Source organism: Haloferax sp. ATB1 (assembly GCF_000730175.1).
The window spans coordinates 1-19208 of sequence record NZ_JPES01000029.1; the positions used below are offsets into that span (position 1 = coordinate 1).

The window sequence follows — 19208 nt, forward strand, 5'->3', positions numbered from 1 at the left end:
AGTGTGACCGGTCAGCGAGTGGTGCAGAGTGTTTCACGTCGATGTCTGCAAGAATGGCAACATCGGTGTCGAGTTGATCACGCAGCCGGACCGTTTCGTGTGCCATCCCCTCGATGACGCCCTGATCAGTAAGCCGAGCACCGGTATGGACGTTCACGCGAACAAAGGCTCCATCTGTCGCAGCGGCAATGCCGAGGGCACTTTGAACGTCGTTTCGGAGGATGTTCACGCCAAACGGCACGGTGACATGCCCACGAAGTGTGCTCGCGAGTGCTGCGACGTCAGCGACGACGTGACGGGGGACTCGGTCTGGATAAAACGGCGCATCACCGAAGTTTTCGAGCATAATGCCGTCGACACCACCCGCCTCGAGTGCTGCCGCATCTTCGAGGAGTCGGGTTCGAAGTGCGTCTCGATCTCCATCAAAGCCGGGAGAACCCGGGAGGGGCGGTAGGTGGACCATTCCGATAATTGGGGTTTCTGTGCTGAAGAAATCCATATCTGGTGTGCCCGTTCGAGAGACTTAACCGTACAGATGTACGCCACTGTTGAGGCCTTCAGTCACGCTGCACGGCCGGAGTAATCGTGGTCTCAGTCGAGTGCTGACGCGAGGCAGGGGCTGAAATCGCTGGGGCGAACCAGCTGAGTCGGTAGTCCGATCTCAATTGTGGACAAATATACTCGAGAGATCTCTCGGCCGAGCCCAGCACGTGCTAGGGCCACAGTATCTCTATGCGTTGCTCGATCGCCGTGAGGACGGTGGAATATACTTCGAGTGGATGGAGCGACGGGAGTTCGAGGTCGGTGATTTCGGTAGCAGACGGTGGCTTGTGGAAGTGCAACCGTGTGTTGTGCGCGTTCGGGTGCCGGTCCCAGCGACATTCCCAGCGTTTCCCGTCCTCGTGCTCTTCGACGTAGTGGACTGAGAAATCGCCAGTCGTGAACCATCGGATGTCGAGACGGGCCGCTGTTACTGTGTCAGGATATCGTCCAGCGTCGAGCAGTCCACGAAGCAGTCGAGGTTCGTATGAATCCGGGTCGAACGCAGTCTCGGCGATGAGCGAATCCGACGATAGGTGTCGCTCCAGCAGGCGCAGTGTTTGTCGATCCGGTGGGCCTGTCGAGTGGGGGTCCGAATCCTCCGGTGGCTGGCTCATTTAGGCCGGAATCAGATGCCCGTCGTTCTGGGAGAGCTGGCGAGCAAGTTCGTACAGCCGGATATCCCGAATCACGCCCTGCCATTCACTAACTGCGGTCATCCGCTCGTGGATGGTTCCGTGACTATCGTGCTCGAACACGTTGACAGCCGTTGGGTCTGTCGTCTCGAACTGCGCTTCGTATTCCGTTCGCTGGGCTTCAAGCGCCTCCACGCGGTCGATGATCGCTTCGATAGAGAGCTCGGTTGCGATTCGACTGGCGTCCTGCCATTCGAGATACCCCTCGTTTCGTTCGTATGTCGCCGGGCGGCTGTCTCTCTCGGCTCGAGCGATGCCCATCTCCGCCAAGCGGTCGAGGTGCTTTTTGGCGGCATTCGGAGAGCAGTCTGCAAGCTCAGCGATCTTGGTGTAGGCGGTCGGAGCGGTAACGCCGAGGACGACGTCGTAGACACGACCAAACGTGTCTGTCCCTGTCTGCCACCGGCGCTGCGTATCGTTGGACGTGGGGGCCGGATCGAACTCGGTCATACCTATCTGTAGGAGGCCACTCTCAATATATCTTCGGATCCTTCAAATATATGCAACTGAGTGCTGTGTTGGGTTACTGGGAAGGTAGGGCCAGTCTTGTTCAATCACGTAGTCTTGCGACTGCCTTTCCGACCTGTCGGACGTGTTGACTCCGCTCTAGATCTAACTCCTCGGCGAGAAAATCGACTGTCTCTGTGAGCGTCATGGTTGACTGACTTCTCCCACGACTATAGTCGTGGGGTTCCCTCACTGAGGGTTAAGCCACGGAACCTTGGGAGTCCTCAGGTTCAACGACGACCTGAGTTTCGGGCCGAGTCAGTACGGCCCCGTGTCGGATAGCGGTTTCGAGAACTTACCCAACACTCGTTTTCCGATGTTCGTTGCACCGTTCTTGTCGGCGTTGTCGTCTAAATCACAGTGCGGGCAACGGAACCGACCTTGTGTGTTCCGAACCCCTTTCTCGGCGCATCGATTGCACGTCTGAGACGTGTACGCTTCGTCCACCAGCACCACCTCGATACCCTCGCGGTGGGCCTTGTATTCGATGTACGACAGGAGTTTGGCGAACGGCATCTTGTGGAGTTTGTCGTTGAAGTGTCGCCCCTTGTCGTTGCCCTCGCGGATACCGCCGAGGTCGCCCACAGCGATAACCGCGTTTCGGGCCACAGCGTCGTCAACGATGGTGCGAGAAATCTTGTGGAGACAGTCGTCTACCTTTCGGGATTCGGTGTTCCCGATTCGGTGGATGACCTGTCGTCCTTGTCGTACCTTCGCTTTGCCGATTGACTTTCGCAGTTGCTTGTAGTGTTCGCGGATTCGACGCACGTCCTTGCCGTAGAAGGTCGTCTCGCGGGTGGACAACGCCACAGACGTTGCTATCCACCTCGCGCCCATGTCGATGGCGAGAACGTCGCCGTACTCCTCTCGCACTTCGTATCGCTTCTTGACGACGATGTGGACGTACCAGCCGTTGTCTCGTCGCATAAGTTCTGAGTCCCGAACCTTCCCCTCACGGACGAGTGGTTCGTCTTTTTCGGGGACGATGGCGGGACACCAAATCGAGTTGCCACGACCACGTTCGGGGTCGTAGAGAGGTATCTTGACCCACCACGACGATAAAACGGTATCCTCGTCGTATTCAACGCCGAGAACATCGTTTCGGAGAACGACAGGCTGTTCGGTGTCTCGGCGCGGATTCTTCTGTTTCCGCACCTTCGACGCTTGTTGCTTCGTCGCGGAGTAGAGGTTCGCGTCGTCACCTTGCACGGCGGTCTGAAAAGCATCGTACTCCCGAGAGAGAAGGACAGCCTTCCTCTCGGTCAACGAGTGGAGTTTGACTCGTACCGTGGTAGCGACTTCGCGCTGCATCCTACTGTCCTGTCTGCGCTTCGATGTATTGTTCGATGGTCTGGCTCGATACCATCTATTATTAGATGTTGTGTTTCTATCAACCCTACGCCGTGCTATCGAAGGAGGGTTGGTGTCGGAGTGGTCGGATTCATCCCACGACTGAAGTCGTGGGCTTGTCCTCGAATTTCTGTAACCCAGCCGCCATCCTGGCGGACTCAGAAAGGGCGAGGCCGTCTCGGTCACCGGGAGACTGCGTCTCCCGAGCACACGGCGCGAAGCGCCGTGAACGTCCCCGGCCCCGCAACCACCGCAGGCACGAGGAGTGCAGCGGGGTTCCCGTGAGCGGAGTTCCCGCGAGTGTAGCGAGCGGGAGCACGGAAGACGAGCGAAGCGAGTCTTCAGGAGCGAACGGGTGCAAGCGAGGCGCAGTCTCGCGTGGTCGCGGGATGCCGAGCGGCGGGAGAGCTTTGCTCTCCCGAGCTAACGGGCGGCGACGCCGCCCGTGAACGGCCGAGGGCTTTCAGGAGTCGTCGCCGGCGCTGGGTGTTCGGTGTCCCCACTTGGAGACCGGTTACTCGTCGAGACGGTGGAGCAATTGTGTGACGTACGGACTGTTCTCCCAGCTCCGATGCGGGCTAATGGTCGTGATCAGCGTCCGAGCCTCTTCGGGGCTCAGATGTCCGTTCCGAGCGTAGTCGACGATGAGCCGTGGTGTCGGGACGATCCGCGGGCCCTGTAGCACGGCGTGAATCAGTGGGAAGTTCGTTCCGCCGAACTCGTCGGTGAGAAACCCATCGACATCGAGCGCGTTCGCAAGGACAATCCCGTCGGTTTCGCCGTCGTCGAGCCCGAACGTCGGCCGGGAGTCCGGTGTATCCTCGCGCTCGTAGGGGTCCGCGACCGTGTAGTAGTCGCGGGCCGCGAGGACGTTGTTCGCAGCCGCGGCGTGGATGTCTTGGTACTGCGTGATATCACGGAGTTCGGCGACCACTTCTGGCGGCACGAACACCTCGCACGACGTGAGGAGATACTGGAACGGGTCCGGAGTGTTAGTGTCGACGGCCGCGTCGGCGCGGGGAACCGCGAGACTGACCAGCGCACTCGTGTCGGCGACGACTGTCCGCAGTCGCAGCCTGCTCATCGCTCGTCGCCGTCACCAGTCTCGACCGTCGTCGCGTCGTCGCCGTAGATGTCGACGTCAGTGGGCGTAGTGAGATCGAATGGCTCGCCCTCGAGGTCTGCCTTGAGCAAGCGGAGCCGTTGGGCGGTTTCAGCGCCGACCAACTGCTTGACCGTCTCGAACTCAAGCTGGTCGTCGTAGTACTTCGTTGCCACAAGTTCTTGGAACGTTTCGCTGTCGGCAGTGTCTTCGATGTACTCGCGGATCGCTTCGACGAGGAGGTCTGTCCGGTCCTTGTCGAAGAGTGCCGCAATCGCGTCGAGTCGGTCGACAAGGTACTCGGGCGACTGGAAGTGGACCCGTCGGGGTTTGTCACTCGCGCTCATTCCATGTGCAAATTCTGCACATGGACGCATAACGGTTTCGGCGAATGTGTAGAGCTTGCACATCGGTAGGGAACACCGTTTGAACGGGCCGGGCAACGGTTACTGCGACACGGTTTCACGAACGAAATGCTCGCCGGGATCCGCAAGCGACGTGAGAGCGAAGCGCTCGCTAGCCCTCAGGCGGAGCCGGGGGGCACCGCAGGGGTGAGGCGTGCAGCGGCGTCCTCGTGAGCCGTGCGTGACCTTTAGTCCCGCTAGAAGCCGGCGCTCTGCGCCGGCGACGAAGCGAACGGGAGCAAGCGAGACGCAGTCTCACGTGGTCGCGGGGCGTCGAGCGGCCGAGGGCTTTCAGGAACAATCCCTGTCTCGGAACCGCAAGTCGTTATTCGCCGACGGACTGCGATTCGTCCTCAATGATGACGTCAACACCGTCCGGCGAGACACCGAGCGGAATCCCCTCGACAGTAAACTGAACAGAGATGGTCTCATCGGCGGAATCGATCAACTGCTCGAGCGCACCGGGGTCGACGTACTCGTGGAGTTGATAGGCGTCGTCATCGAGTCCACATGCCTCCAGTGTCTCGACGATTTCAACGAGGAGGTCGCTTGATCCACCTGAACTGCCTGTTGGTGGGGATTGCATCTGTACACTTACTATGAAGCTGGCTATCGTTTAAAACGTTATTCTCAGGACGATATGTAGTCGATCACTTGGCTCGCCACATCCTCGGCGCGGTCGTCCACCAGCGATGTCAGGTAGTGGTCGACGTCCGCAGCACTGTTGAGAGTCGCAAGCGACCACGGGAGGACGTGACTTCGTTCCCCGAGTGGGTCGCCCTCGTAGTCGTCGTCCCTGAGTGCGAGTGCTTCTTCGTGATAGGTCTTCGTGGAAATCAGGACAGTGATGAGCTGCACGCCATGGTTCGGGAATTGAGGGGCCCCTATAATGAGCAGCGGACGACCTTTCTCCGAGAGCGGATCGGCCCCCCAGACGATGTCGCCGCGTTCCAGATCCTCGAACGCAGTCACTGTACCTCTTCCATCTGGTCGGTCCGGAGATCCTCGAGACGCTCTTCGCCATATTGTTCGGCTGCACTCTCGTGGTGTCGGTGAAGCCGGTACGCTGACTGGAGTCGCTCCTTGTTGTCCGTGATCGCCCAGTACGGGCGCTTGTGCCGCACGAGACCGCGCTCCTTCAATCGCGACAGGATTGCACTAACAGCATCCGTGTCCAACCCGAGCCGCTCGGCGATCGTCGCTGCCTTCCACGCACGGTCGTCGTGGTCGTCGAGGAACAGCACGATCTGCTCGGTATCGTTCCGTTCCTCGAATTCGTCGGCGTCGGCGTTTTCGAACTCGTCGATATCGATGGTGCCGCTCGACATAGACTAGTGTTGGGGCTGTTGGAAGATAGTTGTTTGGTGCGTTTGCTTGTTGGTTAGGGTTCTCCGTGCACAGAGACGCGCGATGAGTCACTCCGTTGGCGTCGCGACGCGATGCTGCTTGAGGTCGCGTGTCCAGTACGTCGCCAGTCCGCCTGGGTTACACTGCTCGCACAGCTGTAACGCGCCTTCTAGGTGGCCGAGTTCGACACGGAACTGTGTGAGGGCTGCAAGCGCATCGACAACGAGACCACAGCTATCGCAGGCGTAATGGTCACGCTCGTCGGGATCGGGATTCGACTGGATCGCGCAGTCGACGCAGATCGGGTGTGTCAGTTACCCACGACTGAAGTCGTGGGCTTGTCAGTGGACTCCCCTTCTGCCGTCGAATCGACGGAGGCGCAGAAATCGCCGTTCAGGTTCAGCGTCCCTGACGGTAGCGCACACTGACAGGGTGCGCCTCCACTCGAAGACTTCTGCCCCGAGTGGAGACGTTTCAAGAGTTTGCGAGCGATGTTTTTGCTCGCGTTATACTCCGCGTTCAGTTCGTACTCACACTTCTGACACACGACTGGTGCTTCGACCGCCGATTGTCCTCATGCGTAAATCCACACTTGGAACACCGCTGACTCGTGTATGCAGGACTTATCTGTTCAACCCCGATTCCGAACATTTCGGCTTTGTATTCGGTGTACTGGTACAGGCGTCGGAACGCCCATGCGTGGAACCGCTTGGTGCCAGCCATCCGCTTACGAATGTCGGTCAAATTCTCGAATGAGATATGAGTACAGTCGTGGTCGCGGGCTTCTTCGAGAATCTGGTTAGACGCTCGGTGTAGTTCGTCCTGCATCCAGCGGTGTCCGCGGTTTTTCATCGACTGAATCGACAGGTGTGCCGACCGCGTTCCAGTTTGTTGCATCGACCCACGCGTCTTCTCGAACTCTCGGCGTCGATGATTCATCTCTCGGCGTTCCCGATGAATGCGCCTGTGGACGTCACGGCGAGCGAGCCGTCCACGTTCAGGTCAACACCAAGGACTGTTCTGTGCTTGGCGTCAGAATGAGTCATCGACAGCTCTTGTTCGTCTGTGGTTCGGCGCATCCGTGCGTGGAGGTAGAACGACTCTGTGGCGCGGTCGTATTGCAACGTGGACATTCGGAACTCGTAATCCTCATTCAACAGGTACTCGCCAATCGGCGTTCCCTCGGAGCTGTCGGGAATCACGTAGTCACACTTGACGCGACCGTTCACCGTCGAGAGCGAAACGTGGTCGCGGTGGAACGTCGCTGAACGCTTGTCGTAGACGACGCTCCACGCGTCGAAGTGCGGTTGGCTCGTGTTGTCGCCTTTCTTGAGTCGGGCGACACCGCTTTTCGTGGCCTCGATAGCACGCCGAATCCCTTTCTGAACGAGGTTTGCAGTCAACTCTGTCTCGTTGCGGAGTTGCTCGTAGAGGGCTTTCTCGGCTTTCTGTTTCGAGGTCACGCAGTAGTCGTCCGGGTGTCTCCACGCCCACTCTGCAGTAGTGTTCGCACAGTGGAGGAACTGATTTTTTGTCTGATGGAGGTCGTCGCACCGCTCGTTGGGTACGTCGAGTTTGACCTTGACGGTGCGAATCACGTCCTCCATTCGTATTTCACATATCAGATTAGTTCTTTATAAAACTACGACTTGCGTGGGGGAGTCGGGGTGCTATCGCTCGTGGTTTGTTTCGAGTCGGATTCTTCCCACGGCTGAAGTCGTGGGCTTCCTCCTTGCACCTCTGTGACTCGTTCGTCTTTTCCCCAGGTATGTGCCTCCCCCACGTCTGTACCGGGAACCGCATCGCAGAAGGCACAGCCAGCAAGTGTCTGTTGCATCACTCTTCTCCCTCGTCGGTGTCGCGAGCGGCGGTCCAGCCTCGATGGAAGACCGCGAGTTGGAGAATCGAATCGAATGCCTCGTCGCTTGGCTCGTGGACGAGGACGCGTTCGTCGGGGATGGGAGTGACGACGTCGTCGTCGACGAGGTCATTGACCAGAGAATGGGCTCCCCTCTCGTCGATATCCGCTACCACCACGCGGGCAGCATCTTGATCCTGTGCGACGAGTTCCGCTTCAAACCGTTCGTGGTCGGCTGATGCATCGTCGAGTGCGTCTGTACCGGGCATGGGAATCACGTCGGCGCGTATTGACGCCCCTCGGCCTCTCAGGCGCGGACAAACTGTTCTATATCATTCGTGTTGGACACCGCTAACGCAGTGTCGCTCCCCTCTTCGATCCCAGAGTGACAGCTGGACGCTATCAACGAACGTCTACAGAAGAGCGATGTCTGAAAATGCAAGTAAATGTTATATATCCTGAATGAAACAAGATTAACTAGTGACAGGATGTCTGAGAAAAGAAGAAAGTTGACTCGAATGGGTCGGCGTAGGTTCCTGAATACTCTCAGCAGTTTGGGCGTAGGAGGCGCAGCGATTTCGTTCATGTCCCAGGATGCGTTTGCAGAGTTAGATGTGAACCTCGACGATGAAGTCCCTCGCCTTGGTAGACTAGTCCATACGAACCACGACGCAGTGGTAAACCAAGCAGTAAAACCAAATCGAGAGCCCAAATACTACAAGATCAGCCGAGAGAAATGGGCTATCGTTGAGAGTGCTCATGATGTACGCAAACAAGTAGAAGAACAACTTTCATCACTCCCAGTTCCGGTACGAGTGGGAGTAACGACTGATACCTCCGGCCATCGTCGACGGAAGGTGGTCTCCGTTCAATACCTTATTCAGGAAACATCAAGTGGAGACGAGATTCGCCCCGACATGGCGTTCACTCAGTTTGAAGATCATCTCCCAGCCTCGGCTACCGGTGTCGCTGGTAGAGGAACCGAGGAAGAACGTGCAGTTGAAGATATCCCGGTGAAGGCAGAGAAGGTAACTGTTAAGCCGGACTTCCCCTGCGATACTGATCCAGACACCCAGTACTACGACACGGAATACTTCCCTGATATCCCCGGTGGATGTTATTATATACCTGAGTCGGGATACTGTACGACTGGAACGCCTGCACACGACGACTTGAATGACGAGTTGGTAATCGTTGGTGCAGGTCACTGCCTAGACGAAGGGGTTGATAAGTGTTACCAGAACGACGAAGTTGAAGAAGACCGCTTTGGCACCCCGGACGACACTCGTGTTGATCCGGGATTGCCGGTTGATGCTGGTGTGATACAGATGCGGAACGGTGCGAACGTTGATTACAGTCTCGCCGAGAATACGGATTCTGCGCCGTATGGACCAAACGTATTCGGGATCATCTCGGGTACCAAGATCAAAGACCGTGAAGGCGATACGAGCTGGGAGGTGAAAAAGCAGGGTGCTAATACAGGCATCTGCTCTGGTCATGTGACGTATGCATACGGTTCTACGTTCGACACCGATGCAATTAGTCGCGGTGGGGACTCTGGTGGACCCCACTACAGAGAAGACGATTATGGACGACCACTTATCGCTGGAATCAATTACGGACACCGAACTGATGGTAGCGATGACGCCATTGGTACATTAATGTCTGCTATTGAATCACAGTTTAATGTGACTGTCTAATATCCAGTAACTAAAATCGATACTTAACCCACCGGAGTGCCTTTTATTATATGAGACAGATATCGTGTATGAATCGACGAAAGTTACTACTGTCACTCGGAGCAACTTCACTAGCATTCCCCGGCTGTCTTGGGAAGCAGACGTTAAACGGAACTGACGATGAATCATCTTCAGACCCAAATAATACGTCCAAATCAATGTGTGACGATTTAAACCGACTTCAAATTACGTGTGAGGGCCCAGAGAATTCGGCGTTCGATCTTTCGATTCCTCGCTCTCCTAGTTCGATCGGTGAGGAACTTCAAGTCCAGATGACGAATAGCACCGAGAAAACGAAGTATTCCGGAAACCGTTTTAAGTACGATATCCAAAAAAAGACAGACCAAAGGTGGCAATCGATATTCTGGGTCCATGCCAGACCAGCGTGGTCGGACGAAGCGGTAGAGCATAAACCAGGTGCCGGATTTACTTGGGAATTTGAGTTTACTCAAGGAGGGCTCTCACGGCAAAACGACACGAATCCAGATTACTATGTCTGTAATTCCCTGTCAGAAGGCAGATATCGGTTTGTTTACTTCGGTTACGATACTCGTTGTATCGCCGCCGAGTTCATGATTTGAACCCAGCATCTTTCCAAATATTCTCACACAGTCATACCTGTCCACTCATGAGGTATGATGCAGTCTATGGAGTTTCCAAGAAACAACTTCGGACGACTGTTTCGTTCGTTCTCACATCGAAATCAACCGAGCCAACAATCCTCTCGAGATGGAGGTACGTTGACGCGTATTGACGCGCCTCGGCCTCTCAGGTGCGGACAAACTACTCGCTGCCACGTTGTTAACCAACACTGAGGAGGGCCATGGTTCTGTGTTGGTTAACCTTCGGCGGAGTGATAAAACCGTTCGCGATACAGGCTCACCTTTGGGACAGCCCTTACTCACTCCACAGGGCCGCTAGACGATCTTCAATTTCGTCGAGGACGAGCCGAAGCACGTCGTGATGGTCGGTTAGCCACGAGGCGTCGCACCGGATAGCAAAGCGGTCGTCAATAGCTAAGGAGGTACTGAGAACCTGTTGACTCACTCGTCTTCGAGCGCAGCGTAGATCTCCGCGTGGCGGCGTCCATCGATTTTCCCCATCTCGAGGGGAATTTCACGGCGTTCCGTGTCGCTCTCGACCGACTGATACCGCTCGTACAGTCGGGGGACTTCTTCCTCGACCGTCGACGAGGAATCGGTGCTGGACGCCATCTCTGTATCTGAAGGACTCATTAGGTCCCTAATCAGGATAGTCTTCCCTCAAGTGACCTGACGACTGCTTGACATCCTCCCCGCCCTAAAGGGCGAGGATTCCCGAGCGTTGGGATATTAGGGTTCGCAACTCACCTGTTCGCTCGGTGCGAAACGCCCCGAGGTTTGGTTGAACAGGTGGACTGCTGGCCGTGCCAAACGACCGTTACTCATATCCTCCGTCGGAGGACTCTGAGTTATCTTTCTGCGAATATTCACCGCGCCATTCACATCTGCGTTCATCGTCACACCGCACGACCCACAGACGTACAACCCACGCTCCACACGGTTCGCATCACGCTTTCGACCACAACACGAACACGTCTTACTCGTGTCTCGCTCTGAAACACGGTCAACGAGGATGCCGTGTTCTTCGGCCTTGTATCCGAGCAACGTAGTGAAGCGGTCGAATTCCCATCCGTGGAGTTTCTTGTTTCCACGCTTCCCCCAGTTTCGAGCATCACCGTTCTCGTCTTCACGAATCTTGCTCAAGTCACCGATGGCGATGCGACCAACCTCGTGGTCGATACACTGCTCAACGATATGCTTGGCGAGGGCGTGCAGGAAGTGGTCTTTCCGACGCGAGAGTTTCTGCCGGGCACGGAGCGCACGGCGCGACGGGCCGTTCTCGCCCTCAGTGTCGTACTCGTCACGGGTGAAGTAGTGCTTGTCCTGTTTGAGAACGTTCCCCGGATACAACTCAGCGTCACCGTCGTCGTAGGCGATAGCGAGGTAGTTCTTGATGCCGAGGTCGATTCCAGCCGTGTTGTCGCCGGGTGCGTCCTCGACAGGAATCTCGACTTTGCAGACGAGGTGGAGTTCCCATCGGTCGCCGTTCCACACGGCTCGAACCTGCTGGATGTTCTCCACGGTCACGTCCGGGCGCGTCTCGTACTCTGCGAGGATGAAGTCCGAGCGGTGGTTCTTGAGATTGAAGCCTTTGCTCAGACGGAGTTGGTTGTGCTTGGAATCGTGCTTGATACCCATCTGTTTCCACGTCACGGTGGAGCGTGGATGATTGTCGCCTCGCTTTCGGTAGCCGGGGAGATTCGCGTCTGTGTCGCCGTTCTTGCGCTTTTTGAACCAGCCGGTGAACGATTCAGCGAGTTCTTCGAGAACGCGCTGACTTGACTGAGAATGCAGGTCACTGTATCGTTCGTGGTCTTTTAATTCGCGCTTGAGGTCGGCTTCGGACGGAATCTCGCCAGTGTCATCCCATTCTTGCTGGATGTGGTAGCGGGCGACGTTCCACAGTTTGGATGCTGAGTGTCCGCAGTCATCGAGGTCGTCACTCACCTGAGAGTGGTTGACGATTTTTGCTCGATAGGTGCGGGTTGTTTCCAGCATCGGACTGTGTTCATAAGCACTTATGAGAAATAATTTATTAAAAGTAACGACCGAGACGTAGAATATCCGGTCTGCAATCGAACGTGGTTAGTGGAGGAGTTGTCGGCTGTATCCCCGCCCTGAAGGGTGAGGTTTTAGCCTTGAAACTTCCATAACCCACGTCCCTGTATCATATAAAGCCTCAGTCACCCTGGTGATTGGACATGATCTGTCGGTGTTGCGTCCGGACATTTCGTGGTCTCCGTCACCCCTGCTGGGGGCGGAAAACGCTACCAACCGGTAGCTGTCTTACAAGAACCACCATGCAGCGTATCTTGGTGAGAACACGGTATTCAGTCAATACGCTCGTCAGGTCGAAGTAGACGTATCTGTCGGGTCGTGTAGCTCCCAAAGCATCTCGACAGCGAGTGTCCCGATTCGGACGCCGTCAACATGTTCCACGTCAAGATCAACAGTTGCTGTCCGAAAGAGGTAACATTCGACGAGAATGCGAGATGCGACAGTCCGGACGGTCTCTTCGTCATAGCGGGCAAGAACGCCCGTCATCATCTCGTCGAAGTGGGCATCCTGTTGGTCGGTACGCGAACTGTGCCCACGATCAAGCAGGAAACAGCAAACGTCCTCGAACGATGGGTGGGCTGGATTTCCTGTCGCCTCATAGACTGGGTAGGGCGCGTCAGTCTCCGTCACAGGTCTTCCTCTAGTGACGATGGTCCCCACTCGTCCCCAGACCGTTGCTGGCGGACGTAGTGGAGCACTGAGTCGAGTGTCTCAGTATCCTCAATTTCCTCAAGCAGGCCCGCGAGTTCGCTTAGCCGTTGCTGACGATCGACGATTTCTGGATCGCCGTGCTCCGTCTCGATCGCGGCCACCTCGACGTGGCGGTCCTCGCTCCACCCACACGTCCAGCACTGCCGGTGGAGAATGACTTCTTCGCCCTGTTCGGTATCGAGAATTGCGTTGGCAAGGGGCGTCGATGGCGGCCGCCCGGGGCCGACCTCTCGAGAGACGTACGGCTCACCACAGTCCGGACACTCCATACGTCAAAGTCGGCTGGCATGCGCCTAAATCGTGTGGATGGGTCCACGGCGGGTCCACTCTCGGCCGACAGAAAGCACTTATCCGACCCTACTATACAGAACGAGCATGCATTCGTACTCGTTGGTCAGGAAACCACGTATTCGGTGACGCGGTCCGCACGACCTCGCCCCCTGTGGGCTCGTAGCGGGCTGCATCCTGGATACGTACATCACCATGGATGACGCTGAACTCCTCCGACGCGAACTGCGTGCCGCACGCGATGAACTCGTCCGCAAGGGCGCCGACGAGGCCGATGATCCAGTCGCGGCCGCAAGCCAGCTTCCGCTCATGCCTGAGCGTGATGACGAGTTCCTCCGGCTCGCACTCATGAGCGTGAACGAACTCGAAACACACATCGAACGTCTCGAGCGAGACCTCGATGACCTCAAGAACGGTCTCGACCACCCCGACGACTAATCCACACCGACGCTGCTGGAGCGGTATCCGTCGGTCCCCTCCAAGAGGGATACAAACAACGTCGGTGTCGCAGTCGTTCAGTCGATCTACAGACGTGTCGGCCACGCGCGCCCCATACCCGACGCTACCTCAGACCCAGTCAACCACTTGAATCGACTCACACCAAATCCACGATGAAGGTCTATCCAAAAATTCCACGCTACGACCACCCCATCGTTCCAGACGACTTCTTCGACGCAGACGACCTTGTCGTCGTCGAGAAGTTCGATGGGAGCGCCTTCCGCTTCGCACTCTACGACGAGCGCTATGCGGACGCTATCCGAGTGCTGTCAGTAAGGCCGCGGACGGAGACGGGAGTCTCGTCTTCGGAACACGTCGGTCCATCATGGGCTGCCATCGTGACTCACTTGGAGAGGTTGACGGGGCACTTCACCGTGCGGTTCGCTGCCTCCGTGACGGCGTCGACACGGAGGCGCTTCGACGCGTACACGATGAATACGCGAGCCCGCTTGTCGTCTATGCGGAGAATCTCGTCTACTCGACGCTCGACTACGGCTACACCGACCGCGAACTCCCAGCACTCATTGGTTTCGACGTCCTCCCGTTTGATCGTATCGAGACCTACACCCCCGCAGGGAACCCCTACACGGAGACTTTCGCGGGATTCCTCGACACACCCACAGTCTGGCGTATCCTCGAACGCATCCGCCACGAAGATACCCCGAGCGAGCGCTCGTTCCTCCCGGCGACAATCCTCGAAGAACAGAGTACTATCGATCCCGAGTCATTCGACGTGCCGCCGTCGTCACTTGCAGCGGGCGTCCACGCAGAGGGTGTCGTTGTGCGCAGCGACACGTATGAGCGCCGCGTGAAAATCGTCCGTGAGGCATTTCACGAGTTGAACCGTGAACAGTTTGGCCAGAATCCCGATGAGGCCGAAACGGGTGCGGAGTATCTCGTTGCAACCTACTGTACGCCGGCGCGTATCCGGAAAGAGGTCCGAACGATGGTCGTCGAAGATGGCCGCGAGTTCGGCCAGCACCTCATTAATGACCTTTATCCGCGAATTGTTGAGGACATTTGGGCCGAAAACTACCCCGAGATTATGCAACTCGACAGGGCGATCGTGCCTGGAAACGTCTATCCACTCGTCGCCGAGCGCTGTGTTGCCGAACTCCGAAAGATACAGACGAACGCTATGCTCAACGACGCCGACCCTACCACGATCTGGCAGCACCTCACCGAGTGATGACCGAGTATCCACGTGATGAGATTCGCAGGCGGGGTGGCGACCCTGAAGACATAAGCGACCGCTATCGCGACCAGAAACCAGCGTCGATCTCTGTCTCGTGGGCTGACTTCGTCGAAACAGTCTGTAACGAGGACGACACCATCGAGTACATCACGGCAATCCAAGAAGCACTCACGAGGCTCAGACGTCGCAAACGCGAGTGTGACATCGGTATGCCCATCTCAGCGCAGTGGGAGACCGACGTCCAACAGCGGCTGATCGCGAAGTACGCGTTTGCGATTCCAACACGCGAGGCACTGGAGTATCTGCGCGAGCAGGGGCCACTCATCGAACTCGGGGCATGGAAGGGCTACTGGGCGTCCGAACTCGACAACTGCGGTGCCGACATCACTGCCTACGACATCGATCCAATCCTCGATCCGTGGTTCCCAGTCGAGTCTGGCGACCAAGATGTCTTGTTGGAGTACAGCGAGACGGAGACACTCGTCCTTTGTTGGCCACCAGTCGGGCCGATGGCCTACGAGGCACTCCTCCTCCACGACGGTGACGTCGTCTACATCGGCGAGCGACCCGGAGAGGGATACAAGGCGTTCGCAGATATGCGATTTTTCGACGTCCTTACCGCTCGTTACGAACACGTCGCCCAGATCGACCTGCCGAGCCATCCGGGTGCAACAGACGATCTGCATCATTACCGGCCGCTGGATTAAACGTGTGCAGACGCTAGATCCAATCCGATCGCAGTTGGGTATCATTCGGAGGGCCAACCCAAGAGTAACCAGCATCAGTTGGCAGCTCGATAACGACTACTGCAGAACGCCCTCGTCGAACACCACTCCAAGGGCGTGTATCGATGATGAGCCAACAATCGTCACAGTCCTGGTGAGCACGCCCGTCCGGGTTCGCCGCCGACTGGACTGCGCAGTCGACGCAGACCGAATGAGTGACCCATTCGTCCTGTCTTGGTGTGGGCCACGCTAGTCTCGGTCTCGGGCGGGGGTGTCACAAAAAGGGACACCCCGTGAGCGTCTGCTGTCTCACTCGTCGTCCACGTCAGCACCGCGGCCAGCCGTCCAGCCACGGTGGAAGACGGCCAGCTGCATCGTTGAGCCAAACGCAGTGCTGCTCGGCTCGTGAACCAGAACGCGGTCCTCGGGGACCGGAGTGACGATGTCCGCGTCGATGAGCTCGCTGACAATGTACTGGGCCGTTCCGTCGTCAAGGTCTGCCATGTCGACGCTGCCGGCATCGCGGTCCTGGATAAGCTGTTCTTTTTCGAACTGTTCGTAGTCGCAACTCGTGTCGTCGTGCGGATCGGGACTAGGCATAGAGAGTCACGCAGCGCACCCTATTGCGTGCTGTACGTCTCACGGTGTGCACGAGAAACAGCCCAGTCGGAGAGTCAGTCCAGTTGCAGGTTGCGATAGCCGACAACGTTGCCGTCGTCGGTAATTAGCACTCATCGAGGAGTGAGATACCGTGCTCAACCACAGCGTCAGTAACGAAGAGACTCGTTTCAGTCTGGAGTGCTCGCATCAGCTTAGCCGCCGCTGATTTCTCGAGTTCTCCCCGTGTGAACGCAAGCACGAGAATCCCAATCGAGCCATGGACTTCCACATCGCGATCGTTCGCAGCGTCTCGTGCTGCAAGGTCGTCGGTCAGGAGTACGGCAGCGCGTTCAGATGCGATGGCGAGTGCAGCTGTCTCACCGGGATCCAACTCGACGCCAAGATCAGTTGTGTCACTCTCGACTAGTTCGTACTCAATGGTTTCGAGCGCAGGTGGGACCGTTCCCGCCTCGAGTTCTTGGTAGACAGTCTGTGGAATCAACAACTCATCGACGACCGAGAGCAAGCAAGCGCGTCAATCTCGTCGAGATGAATAATAGGGCCCGCATCAGCAACCGCGAGGATCACGCATTCAGTCCCCACCGAACGTCGTCTTCGATAGCCTGTACCTCCTGCTCTGCTCGTTTGACGCGGTCTCGACCGACGAGGTTGATTGCGGTCTCGCGGTCGATTTCGTCGTCTATGTATCGCGAGAGAACGAGGTCAACCCAGAGATCTTCGACGCCGCGTTCCAACGCCTGTTCAAGGATCTCTGATTCGGGGATGCCCCGCGCTTCGGCGATTTCTTGCACCCGTTCAGTAAGATCCGTGGCCATGGGTAGATGATTGCTCTGTGGTGGCGTAAACATCTGTGGACACCCTATGGGAGGTCTCAGAAACGACCTTGGACAACCGTTTCGTTCATTCTCACATCGACATCGTCCGAACCCCACTCTTCGCGAGATGGGGTTCCGTTGGCGCGTAGCGGTTGCACCACGGAGTGAGCAGAAGTAGCTGCGAGGGAGGTGTCATCACGACTAGACAGCAACAGAAACTAACCCCGAGACACAGCAACAGATCCGAACTATAGGTATTTCTCAATGAGTAAGTCGGCGAAGATGCTCTGTGGACGGAGGAGTGGGTCTGCAATGAACGAACGGTGTTCGGTCCATAGTTCGTCAAAGACTATACGAGGCTGATCAATGTGCGCCGCTGCGTCCTGGAATGCGTCTTGGAGATCGTTGTACCCGATGAGTTTGTTCGGGTCAGCATCGGGATCCATGTTGACGAGACGTCCGACCGACCGATTTGCTTCCGAGGAGTTCAGCCGAATTCCTCCAGTCTTCACGAGTGCTTGGAGGATATTCGTATCGAGGGCGACGTGAAGGTCATTGCGCCACTCGGGATTCACATTGAGGACGTCAACGGCAATGCGAAGGAACTCGTTGGCGATCTTCTGACCGATGTGTTTCTGCTCATATAGTCGACGAAACGCTTCGTCTCGGCTGTCCAAGGAGAGAACTGAAGTGGGATCGATGTTGGCCACGAGTATTTCGTACGCTTCTTGGCCCAGGGGTTGAGAGCGGGCCTGAATCACGCGTTTGAAGACTGTATCTAAGTCCTCCGTGGAGGGTGGAATCGACACAGAATAGACGAGCTCGAATTCCGATCGTGTCTCTCGACGATGCCGATTGACGACACCCTCCTCGTCGAGTCGCTCTGCAAGTCGACGAATCCGAGTTCTGTCAATGTGCACGAAAAACGCTAACAGCTGTGGTAGTAATAAATCTAATCTGAGTGAGCCTCCAGAGACGGGCGATGTCGCCCTTGGCACGGTTTGCGGCGTGTGACACGACTTCACGACTTGGTCTTGACCACAGTAACCAGCGAAGCGGGAGAGAGTGTAGGACACTCTACCTGCACCGCGGTTGACCGTTCAGTCGCGGTCAAAGACAGCGAGCTATAGTTTCTCGAACTGTGTGGAGTAACACTCGTGTCGTCGAAGAGATTGGGATCAGCCATAGTGAGTCACGCTGCGCATGCTGTCACGTGCTGCATGTTTCTGGCGTTGAAGAGACGTATCGCGTCTCGTTCGCATCGTACAGGATCTGCAGTTCTGCGAATTCATCAGAACCCGGTGGACTGCAAGACACTAAAACGCAAAGTGTTCTAGAGACGCCGATAAACAACCCATGCGAGACTGTGACTCTTACTCACTTCACAGGGCAGCTATCCGGTCTTCAATGTCGTCGAGGACGAGTCGAAGCACGTCGCGATGGTCGGTCAGCCACGAAGCGTCGTCGCCGGGGTGGGGCGAGTCGGCGGGGAGTCGGAAGAATTCTGTTGGCTTACTCGTCTTCGAGTGCGGCGTAGATCTCTGCGTGGCGGCGTCCGTCAAGTTTCCCCATCTCAAGGGCGATCGCATGACGTTCCTCGTCGCTATCGGCCGCCTGATACCGCTCGTATAATCGGCGAACTTCTTCATCGACCGTCGCCGAGGAATCGGTGCTGGACGCCATCTCTGTGTCGAACATACTCTGTGTGTCCCTTTATCAGTTGCGACGAGCGCACGCTCGGAAGTAGATCACTGCGGTCTCAGTGTCGACGGCGGATTCATCGGTCGCAAAGCGGTGCAGTAAGGCGCGAATTTCGTCACCGTAGTCGAACGTGTACCCGTTCAGCATGTAGAAGACGACTACCGTTCGGAGCGCCGTTCGCTTGTTCCCGTCGACGAACGGATGATCCGCAACAAGAAGCCGCATCAGATGTACCGCTTTTTCATGCAGTGTCTGTGGAACCTCCCCAAAGTATCCTTCAGAGACGTACTGCACTGCAGATTCGATTGCGTCCTCCGATCGAATTCCGGGTTCTGTGGCGTCGCCCTCGTCAACGATCTGCTCGTGGAGATCGAGAATGAGCTCGACCGAAGGATACGCGACGTCGTCAGTCACAATTGCGACTCTCTCGCGCTAGCCAATAGTCGTTTCTT

22 protein-coding genes and 5 pseudogenes are annotated in these 19208 nt (G+C 56.8%); 4 read left to right on the plus strand and 23 right to left on the minus strand.

Annotated elements, in window-relative coordinates; translation table 11 throughout:
- The 12 genes and pseudogenes from ATB1_RS20275 to ATB1_RS22300 form a co-directional block, all read right to left on the minus strand.
- On the minus strand, positions 1–499 hold a 499-nt coding region (locus ATB1_RS20275), incomplete at its 3' end, for a BtpA/SgcQ family protein (RefSeq protein ID WP_128081385.1).
- A 214-nt stretch (positions 500–713) separates the two neighbouring features.
- Entirely contained in the window at positions 714–1157 is a 444-nt protein-coding gene (locus ATB1_RS04550; RefSeq protein ID WP_042662458.1) for a hypothetical protein, read from the minus strand.
- A complete protein-coding gene (locus ATB1_RS04555) occupies positions 1158–1685 on the minus strand; it encodes a helix-turn-helix transcriptional regulator (RefSeq protein WP_042662459.1) in 528 nt (175 codons plus the stop codon). It lies immediately after the preceding gene.
- Positions 1686–1912: 227 nt separating this feature from the next.
- Positions 1913–3053 (minus strand): annotated as a pseudogene (locus tag ATB1_RS04560) (RNA-guided endonuclease InsQ/TnpB family protein).
- Between the two features lie 553 nt (positions 3054–3606).
- Complete coding sequence (locus ATB1_RS04565) at positions 3607–4176, minus strand: hypothetical protein (RefSeq protein WP_042662460.1); 570 nt, start codon at positions 4174–4176, stop codon at positions 3607–3609.
- Complete coding sequence (locus ATB1_RS04570) at positions 4173–4541, minus strand: hypothetical protein (protein ID WP_042662461.1); 369 nt, start codon at positions 4539–4541, stop codon at positions 4173–4175. Before ATB1_RS04570 ends, ATB1_RS04565 begins: the two co-directional genes overlap by 4 nt.
- Before the next feature lie 382 nt (positions 4542–4923).
- Positions 4924–5184, minus strand: coding sequence for a HalOD1 output domain-containing protein (locus ATB1_RS20280; RefSeq protein ID WP_082256271.1), 261 nt, complete (start codon positions 5182–5184; stop codon positions 4924–4926).
- A 44-nt stretch (positions 5185–5228) separates the two neighbouring features.
- Entirely contained in the window at positions 5229–5570 is a 342-nt protein-coding gene (locus ATB1_RS04580; protein WP_042662463.1) for a type II toxin-antitoxin system PemK/MazF family toxin, read from the minus strand.
- Positions 5567–5926, minus strand: a complete 360-nt coding sequence (locus tag ATB1_RS04585) for a helix-turn-helix domain-containing protein (RefSeq protein ID WP_004061479.1) — start codon at positions 5924–5926, stop codon at positions 5567–5569. The genes ATB1_RS04580 and ATB1_RS04585 overlap by 4 nt, the downstream gene beginning before the upstream one ends.
- Before the next feature lie 87 nt (positions 5927–6013).
- Positions 6014–6259, minus strand: a pseudogene (locus ATB1_RS22890) (hypothetical protein); the annotation flags it as partial.
- Positions 6256–7552: pseudogene (locus tag ATB1_RS04595) on the minus strand (RNA-guided endonuclease InsQ/TnpB family protein). The pseudogenes ATB1_RS04595 and ATB1_RS22890, both read right to left, overlap by 4 nt.
- 229 nt (positions 7553–7781) lie before the next feature.
- Positions 7782–8072 (minus strand): hypothetical protein, encoded by a 291-nt coding sequence (locus tag ATB1_RS22300; RefSeq protein WP_013035190.1) that lies wholly within the window; start codon positions 8070–8072, stop codon positions 7782–7784.
- Positions 8073–8291: 219 nt separating this feature from the next.
- On the opposite strand from ATB1_RS22300, the gene ATB1_RS20300 reads away from it, so the two are divergent.
- Entirely contained in the window at positions 8292–9503 is a 1212-nt protein-coding gene (locus tag ATB1_RS20300) for a hypothetical protein (RefSeq protein WP_157837711.1), read from the plus strand.
- A 936-nt stretch (positions 9504–10439) separates the two neighbouring features.
- On the opposite strand, the gene ATB1_RS21940 is transcribed toward ATB1_RS20300, so the two are convergent.
- From ATB1_RS21940 to ATB1_RS04620, 5 genes are all read right to left on the minus strand, one after another.
- Positions 10440–10589 carry a hypothetical protein gene (locus ATB1_RS21940; protein WP_157837712.1) on the minus strand — a complete coding sequence of 50 codons (150 nt, stop codon included), beginning with the start codon at positions 10587–10589 and terminating at the stop codon, positions 10440–10442.
- Positions 10586–10777, minus strand: a complete 192-nt coding sequence (locus tag ATB1_RS21355; RefSeq protein WP_128081387.1) for a hypothetical protein — start codon at positions 10775–10777, stop codon at positions 10586–10588. Before ATB1_RS21355 ends, ATB1_RS21940 begins: the two co-directional genes overlap by 4 nt.
- A gap of 96 nt (positions 10778–10873) precedes the next feature.
- Positions 10874–12142 (minus strand): RNA-guided endonuclease TnpB family protein, encoded by a 1269-nt coding sequence (locus tag ATB1_RS04610; protein ID WP_042662465.1) that lies wholly within the window; start codon positions 12140–12142, stop codon positions 10874–10876.
- Between the two features lie 348 nt (positions 12143–12490).
- Entirely contained in the window at positions 12491–12832 is a 342-nt protein-coding gene (locus ATB1_RS04615; protein WP_042662466.1) for a hypothetical protein, read from the minus strand.
- Positions 12829–13182 carry a hypothetical protein gene (locus tag ATB1_RS04620; protein WP_042662467.1) on the minus strand — a complete coding sequence of 118 codons (354 nt, stop codon included), beginning with the start codon at positions 13180–13182 and terminating at the stop codon, positions 12829–12831. Before ATB1_RS04620 ends, ATB1_RS04615 begins: the two co-directional genes overlap by 4 nt.
- Positions 13183–13396: 214 nt before the next feature.
- Between ATB1_RS04620 and ATB1_RS04625 the strand changes: the two genes are divergently transcribed.
- The 3 genes and pseudogenes from ATB1_RS04625 (at position 13397) to ATB1_RS22305 (ending at position 15601) form a co-directional block, all read left to right on the plus strand.
- Positions 13397–13639, plus strand: a complete 243-nt coding sequence (locus tag ATB1_RS04625; protein WP_042662468.1) for a hypothetical protein — start codon at positions 13397–13399, stop codon at positions 13637–13639.
- Positions 13640–13812: 173 nt separating this feature from the next.
- Positions 13813–14888 (plus strand): annotated as a pseudogene (locus ATB1_RS04630) (hypothetical protein).
- The gene (locus ATB1_RS22305) at positions 14888–15601 is read left to right on the plus strand and encodes a hypothetical protein (protein ID WP_198526042.1); all 714 of its coding nucleotides are present in this window, start codon (positions 14888–14890) and stop codon (positions 15599–15601) included. The pseudogene ATB1_RS04630 and the gene ATB1_RS22305 overlap by 1 nt, the downstream one beginning before the upstream one ends.
- 327 nt (positions 15602–15928) lie before the next feature.
- On the opposite strand, the gene ATB1_RS04640 is transcribed toward ATB1_RS22305, so the two are convergent.
- The 6 genes and pseudogenes from ATB1_RS04640 to ATB1_RS04665 all read right to left on the minus strand — a co-directional run bounded on the left by ATB1_RS04640 (position 15929) and on the right by ATB1_RS04665 (position 19170).
- Positions 15929–16219: a hypothetical protein gene (locus ATB1_RS04640; RefSeq protein WP_042662469.1), complete on the minus strand. Its 291-nt coding sequence runs from the start codon at positions 16217–16219 to the stop codon at positions 15929–15931.
- A gap of 124 nt (positions 16220–16343) precedes the next feature.
- A pseudogene (locus tag ATB1_RS04645) lies at positions 16344–16807 on the minus strand (nucleic acid-binding protein).
- Positions 16804–17055, minus strand: coding sequence for a ribbon-helix-helix protein, CopG family (locus tag ATB1_RS04650; protein WP_042662470.1), 252 nt, complete (start codon positions 17053–17055; stop codon positions 16804–16806). The pseudogene ATB1_RS04645 and the gene ATB1_RS04650 overlap by 4 nt, the downstream one beginning before the upstream one ends.
- 248 nt (positions 17056–17303) lie before the next feature.
- Entirely contained in the window at positions 17304–17864 is a 561-nt protein-coding gene (locus tag ATB1_RS04655) for a hypothetical protein (RefSeq protein ID WP_241768063.1), read from the minus strand.
- A gap of 703 nt (positions 17865–18567) precedes the next feature.
- Positions 18568–18753: a hypothetical protein gene (locus ATB1_RS04660; RefSeq protein WP_004043160.1), complete on the minus strand. Its 186-nt coding sequence runs from the start codon at positions 18751–18753 to the stop codon at positions 18568–18570.
- Between the two features lie 18 nt (positions 18754–18771).
- Entirely contained in the window at positions 18772–19170 is a 399-nt protein-coding gene (locus tag ATB1_RS04665) for a type II toxin-antitoxin system death-on-curing family toxin (protein ID WP_004043161.1), read from the minus strand.
- Positions 19171–19208: the final 38 nt, after the last annotated feature.

Excerpts from the sequence above, each read along its gene's own strand:
- ATB1_RS04565 (WP_042662460.1), bottom strand. The coding sequence starts at position 4,176 with ATGAGCAGGCTGCGACTGCGGACAGTCGTCGCCGACACGAGTGCGCTG.
- ATB1_RS22300 (WP_013035190.1), bottom strand. The coding sequence starts at position 8,072 with ATGCCCGGTACAGACGCACTCGACGATGCATCAGCCGACCACGAACGG.
- ATB1_RS22305 (WP_198526042.1), top strand. The coding sequence starts at position 14,888 with ATGACCGAGTATCCACGTGATGAGATTCGCAGGCGGGGTGGCGACCCT.
- ATB1_RS20300 (WP_157837711.1), top strand. The coding sequence starts at position 8,292 with ATGTCTGAGAAAAGAAGAAAGTTGACTCGAATGGGTCGGCGTAGGTTC.
- ATB1_RS04625 (WP_042662468.1), top strand. The coding sequence starts at position 13,397 with ATGGATGACGCTGAACTCCTCCGACGCGAACTGCGTGCCGCACGCGAT.
- ATB1_RS04610 (WP_042662465.1), bottom strand. The coding sequence starts at position 12,142 with ATGCTGGAAACAACCCGCACCTATCGAGCAAAAATCGTCAACCACTCT.
- ATB1_RS21355 (WP_128081387.1), bottom strand. The coding sequence starts at position 10,777 with ATGAGTCCTTCAGATACAGAGATGGCGTCCAGCACCGATTCCTCGTCG.
- ATB1_RS04640 (WP_042662469.1), bottom strand. The coding sequence starts at position 16,219 with ATGCCTAGTCCCGATCCGCACGACGACACGAGTTGCGACTACGAACAG.
- ATB1_RS04650 (WP_042662470.1), bottom strand. The coding sequence starts at position 17,055 with ATGGCCACGGATCTTACTGAACGGGTGCAAGAAATCGCCGAAGCGCGG.
- ATB1_RS20280 (WP_082256271.1), bottom strand. The coding sequence starts at position 5,184 with ATGCAATCCCCACCAACAGGCAGTTCAGGTGGATCAAGCGACCTCCTC.
- ATB1_RS04555 (WP_042662459.1), bottom strand. The coding sequence starts at position 1,685 with ATGACCGAGTTCGATCCGGCCCCCACGTCCAACGATACGCAGCGCCGG.
- ATB1_RS04585 (WP_004061479.1), bottom strand. The coding sequence starts at position 5,926 with ATGTCGAGCGGCACCATCGATATCGACGAGTTCGAAAACGCCGACGCC.
- ATB1_RS04550 (WP_042662458.1), bottom strand. The coding sequence starts at position 1,157 with ATGAGCCAGCCACCGGAGGATTCGGACCCCCACTCGACAGGCCCACCG.
- ATB1_RS04570 (WP_042662461.1), bottom strand. The coding sequence starts at position 4,541 with ATGAGCGCGAGTGACAAACCCCGACGGGTCCACTTCCAGTCGCCCGAG.
- ATB1_RS04660 (WP_004043160.1), bottom strand. The coding sequence starts at position 18,753 with ATGTTCGACACAGAGATGGCGTCCAGCACCGATTCCTCGGCGACGGTC.
- ATB1_RS04620 (WP_042662467.1), bottom strand. The coding sequence starts at position 13,182 with ATGGAGTGTCCGGACTGTGGTGAGCCGTACGTCTCTCGAGAGGTCGGC.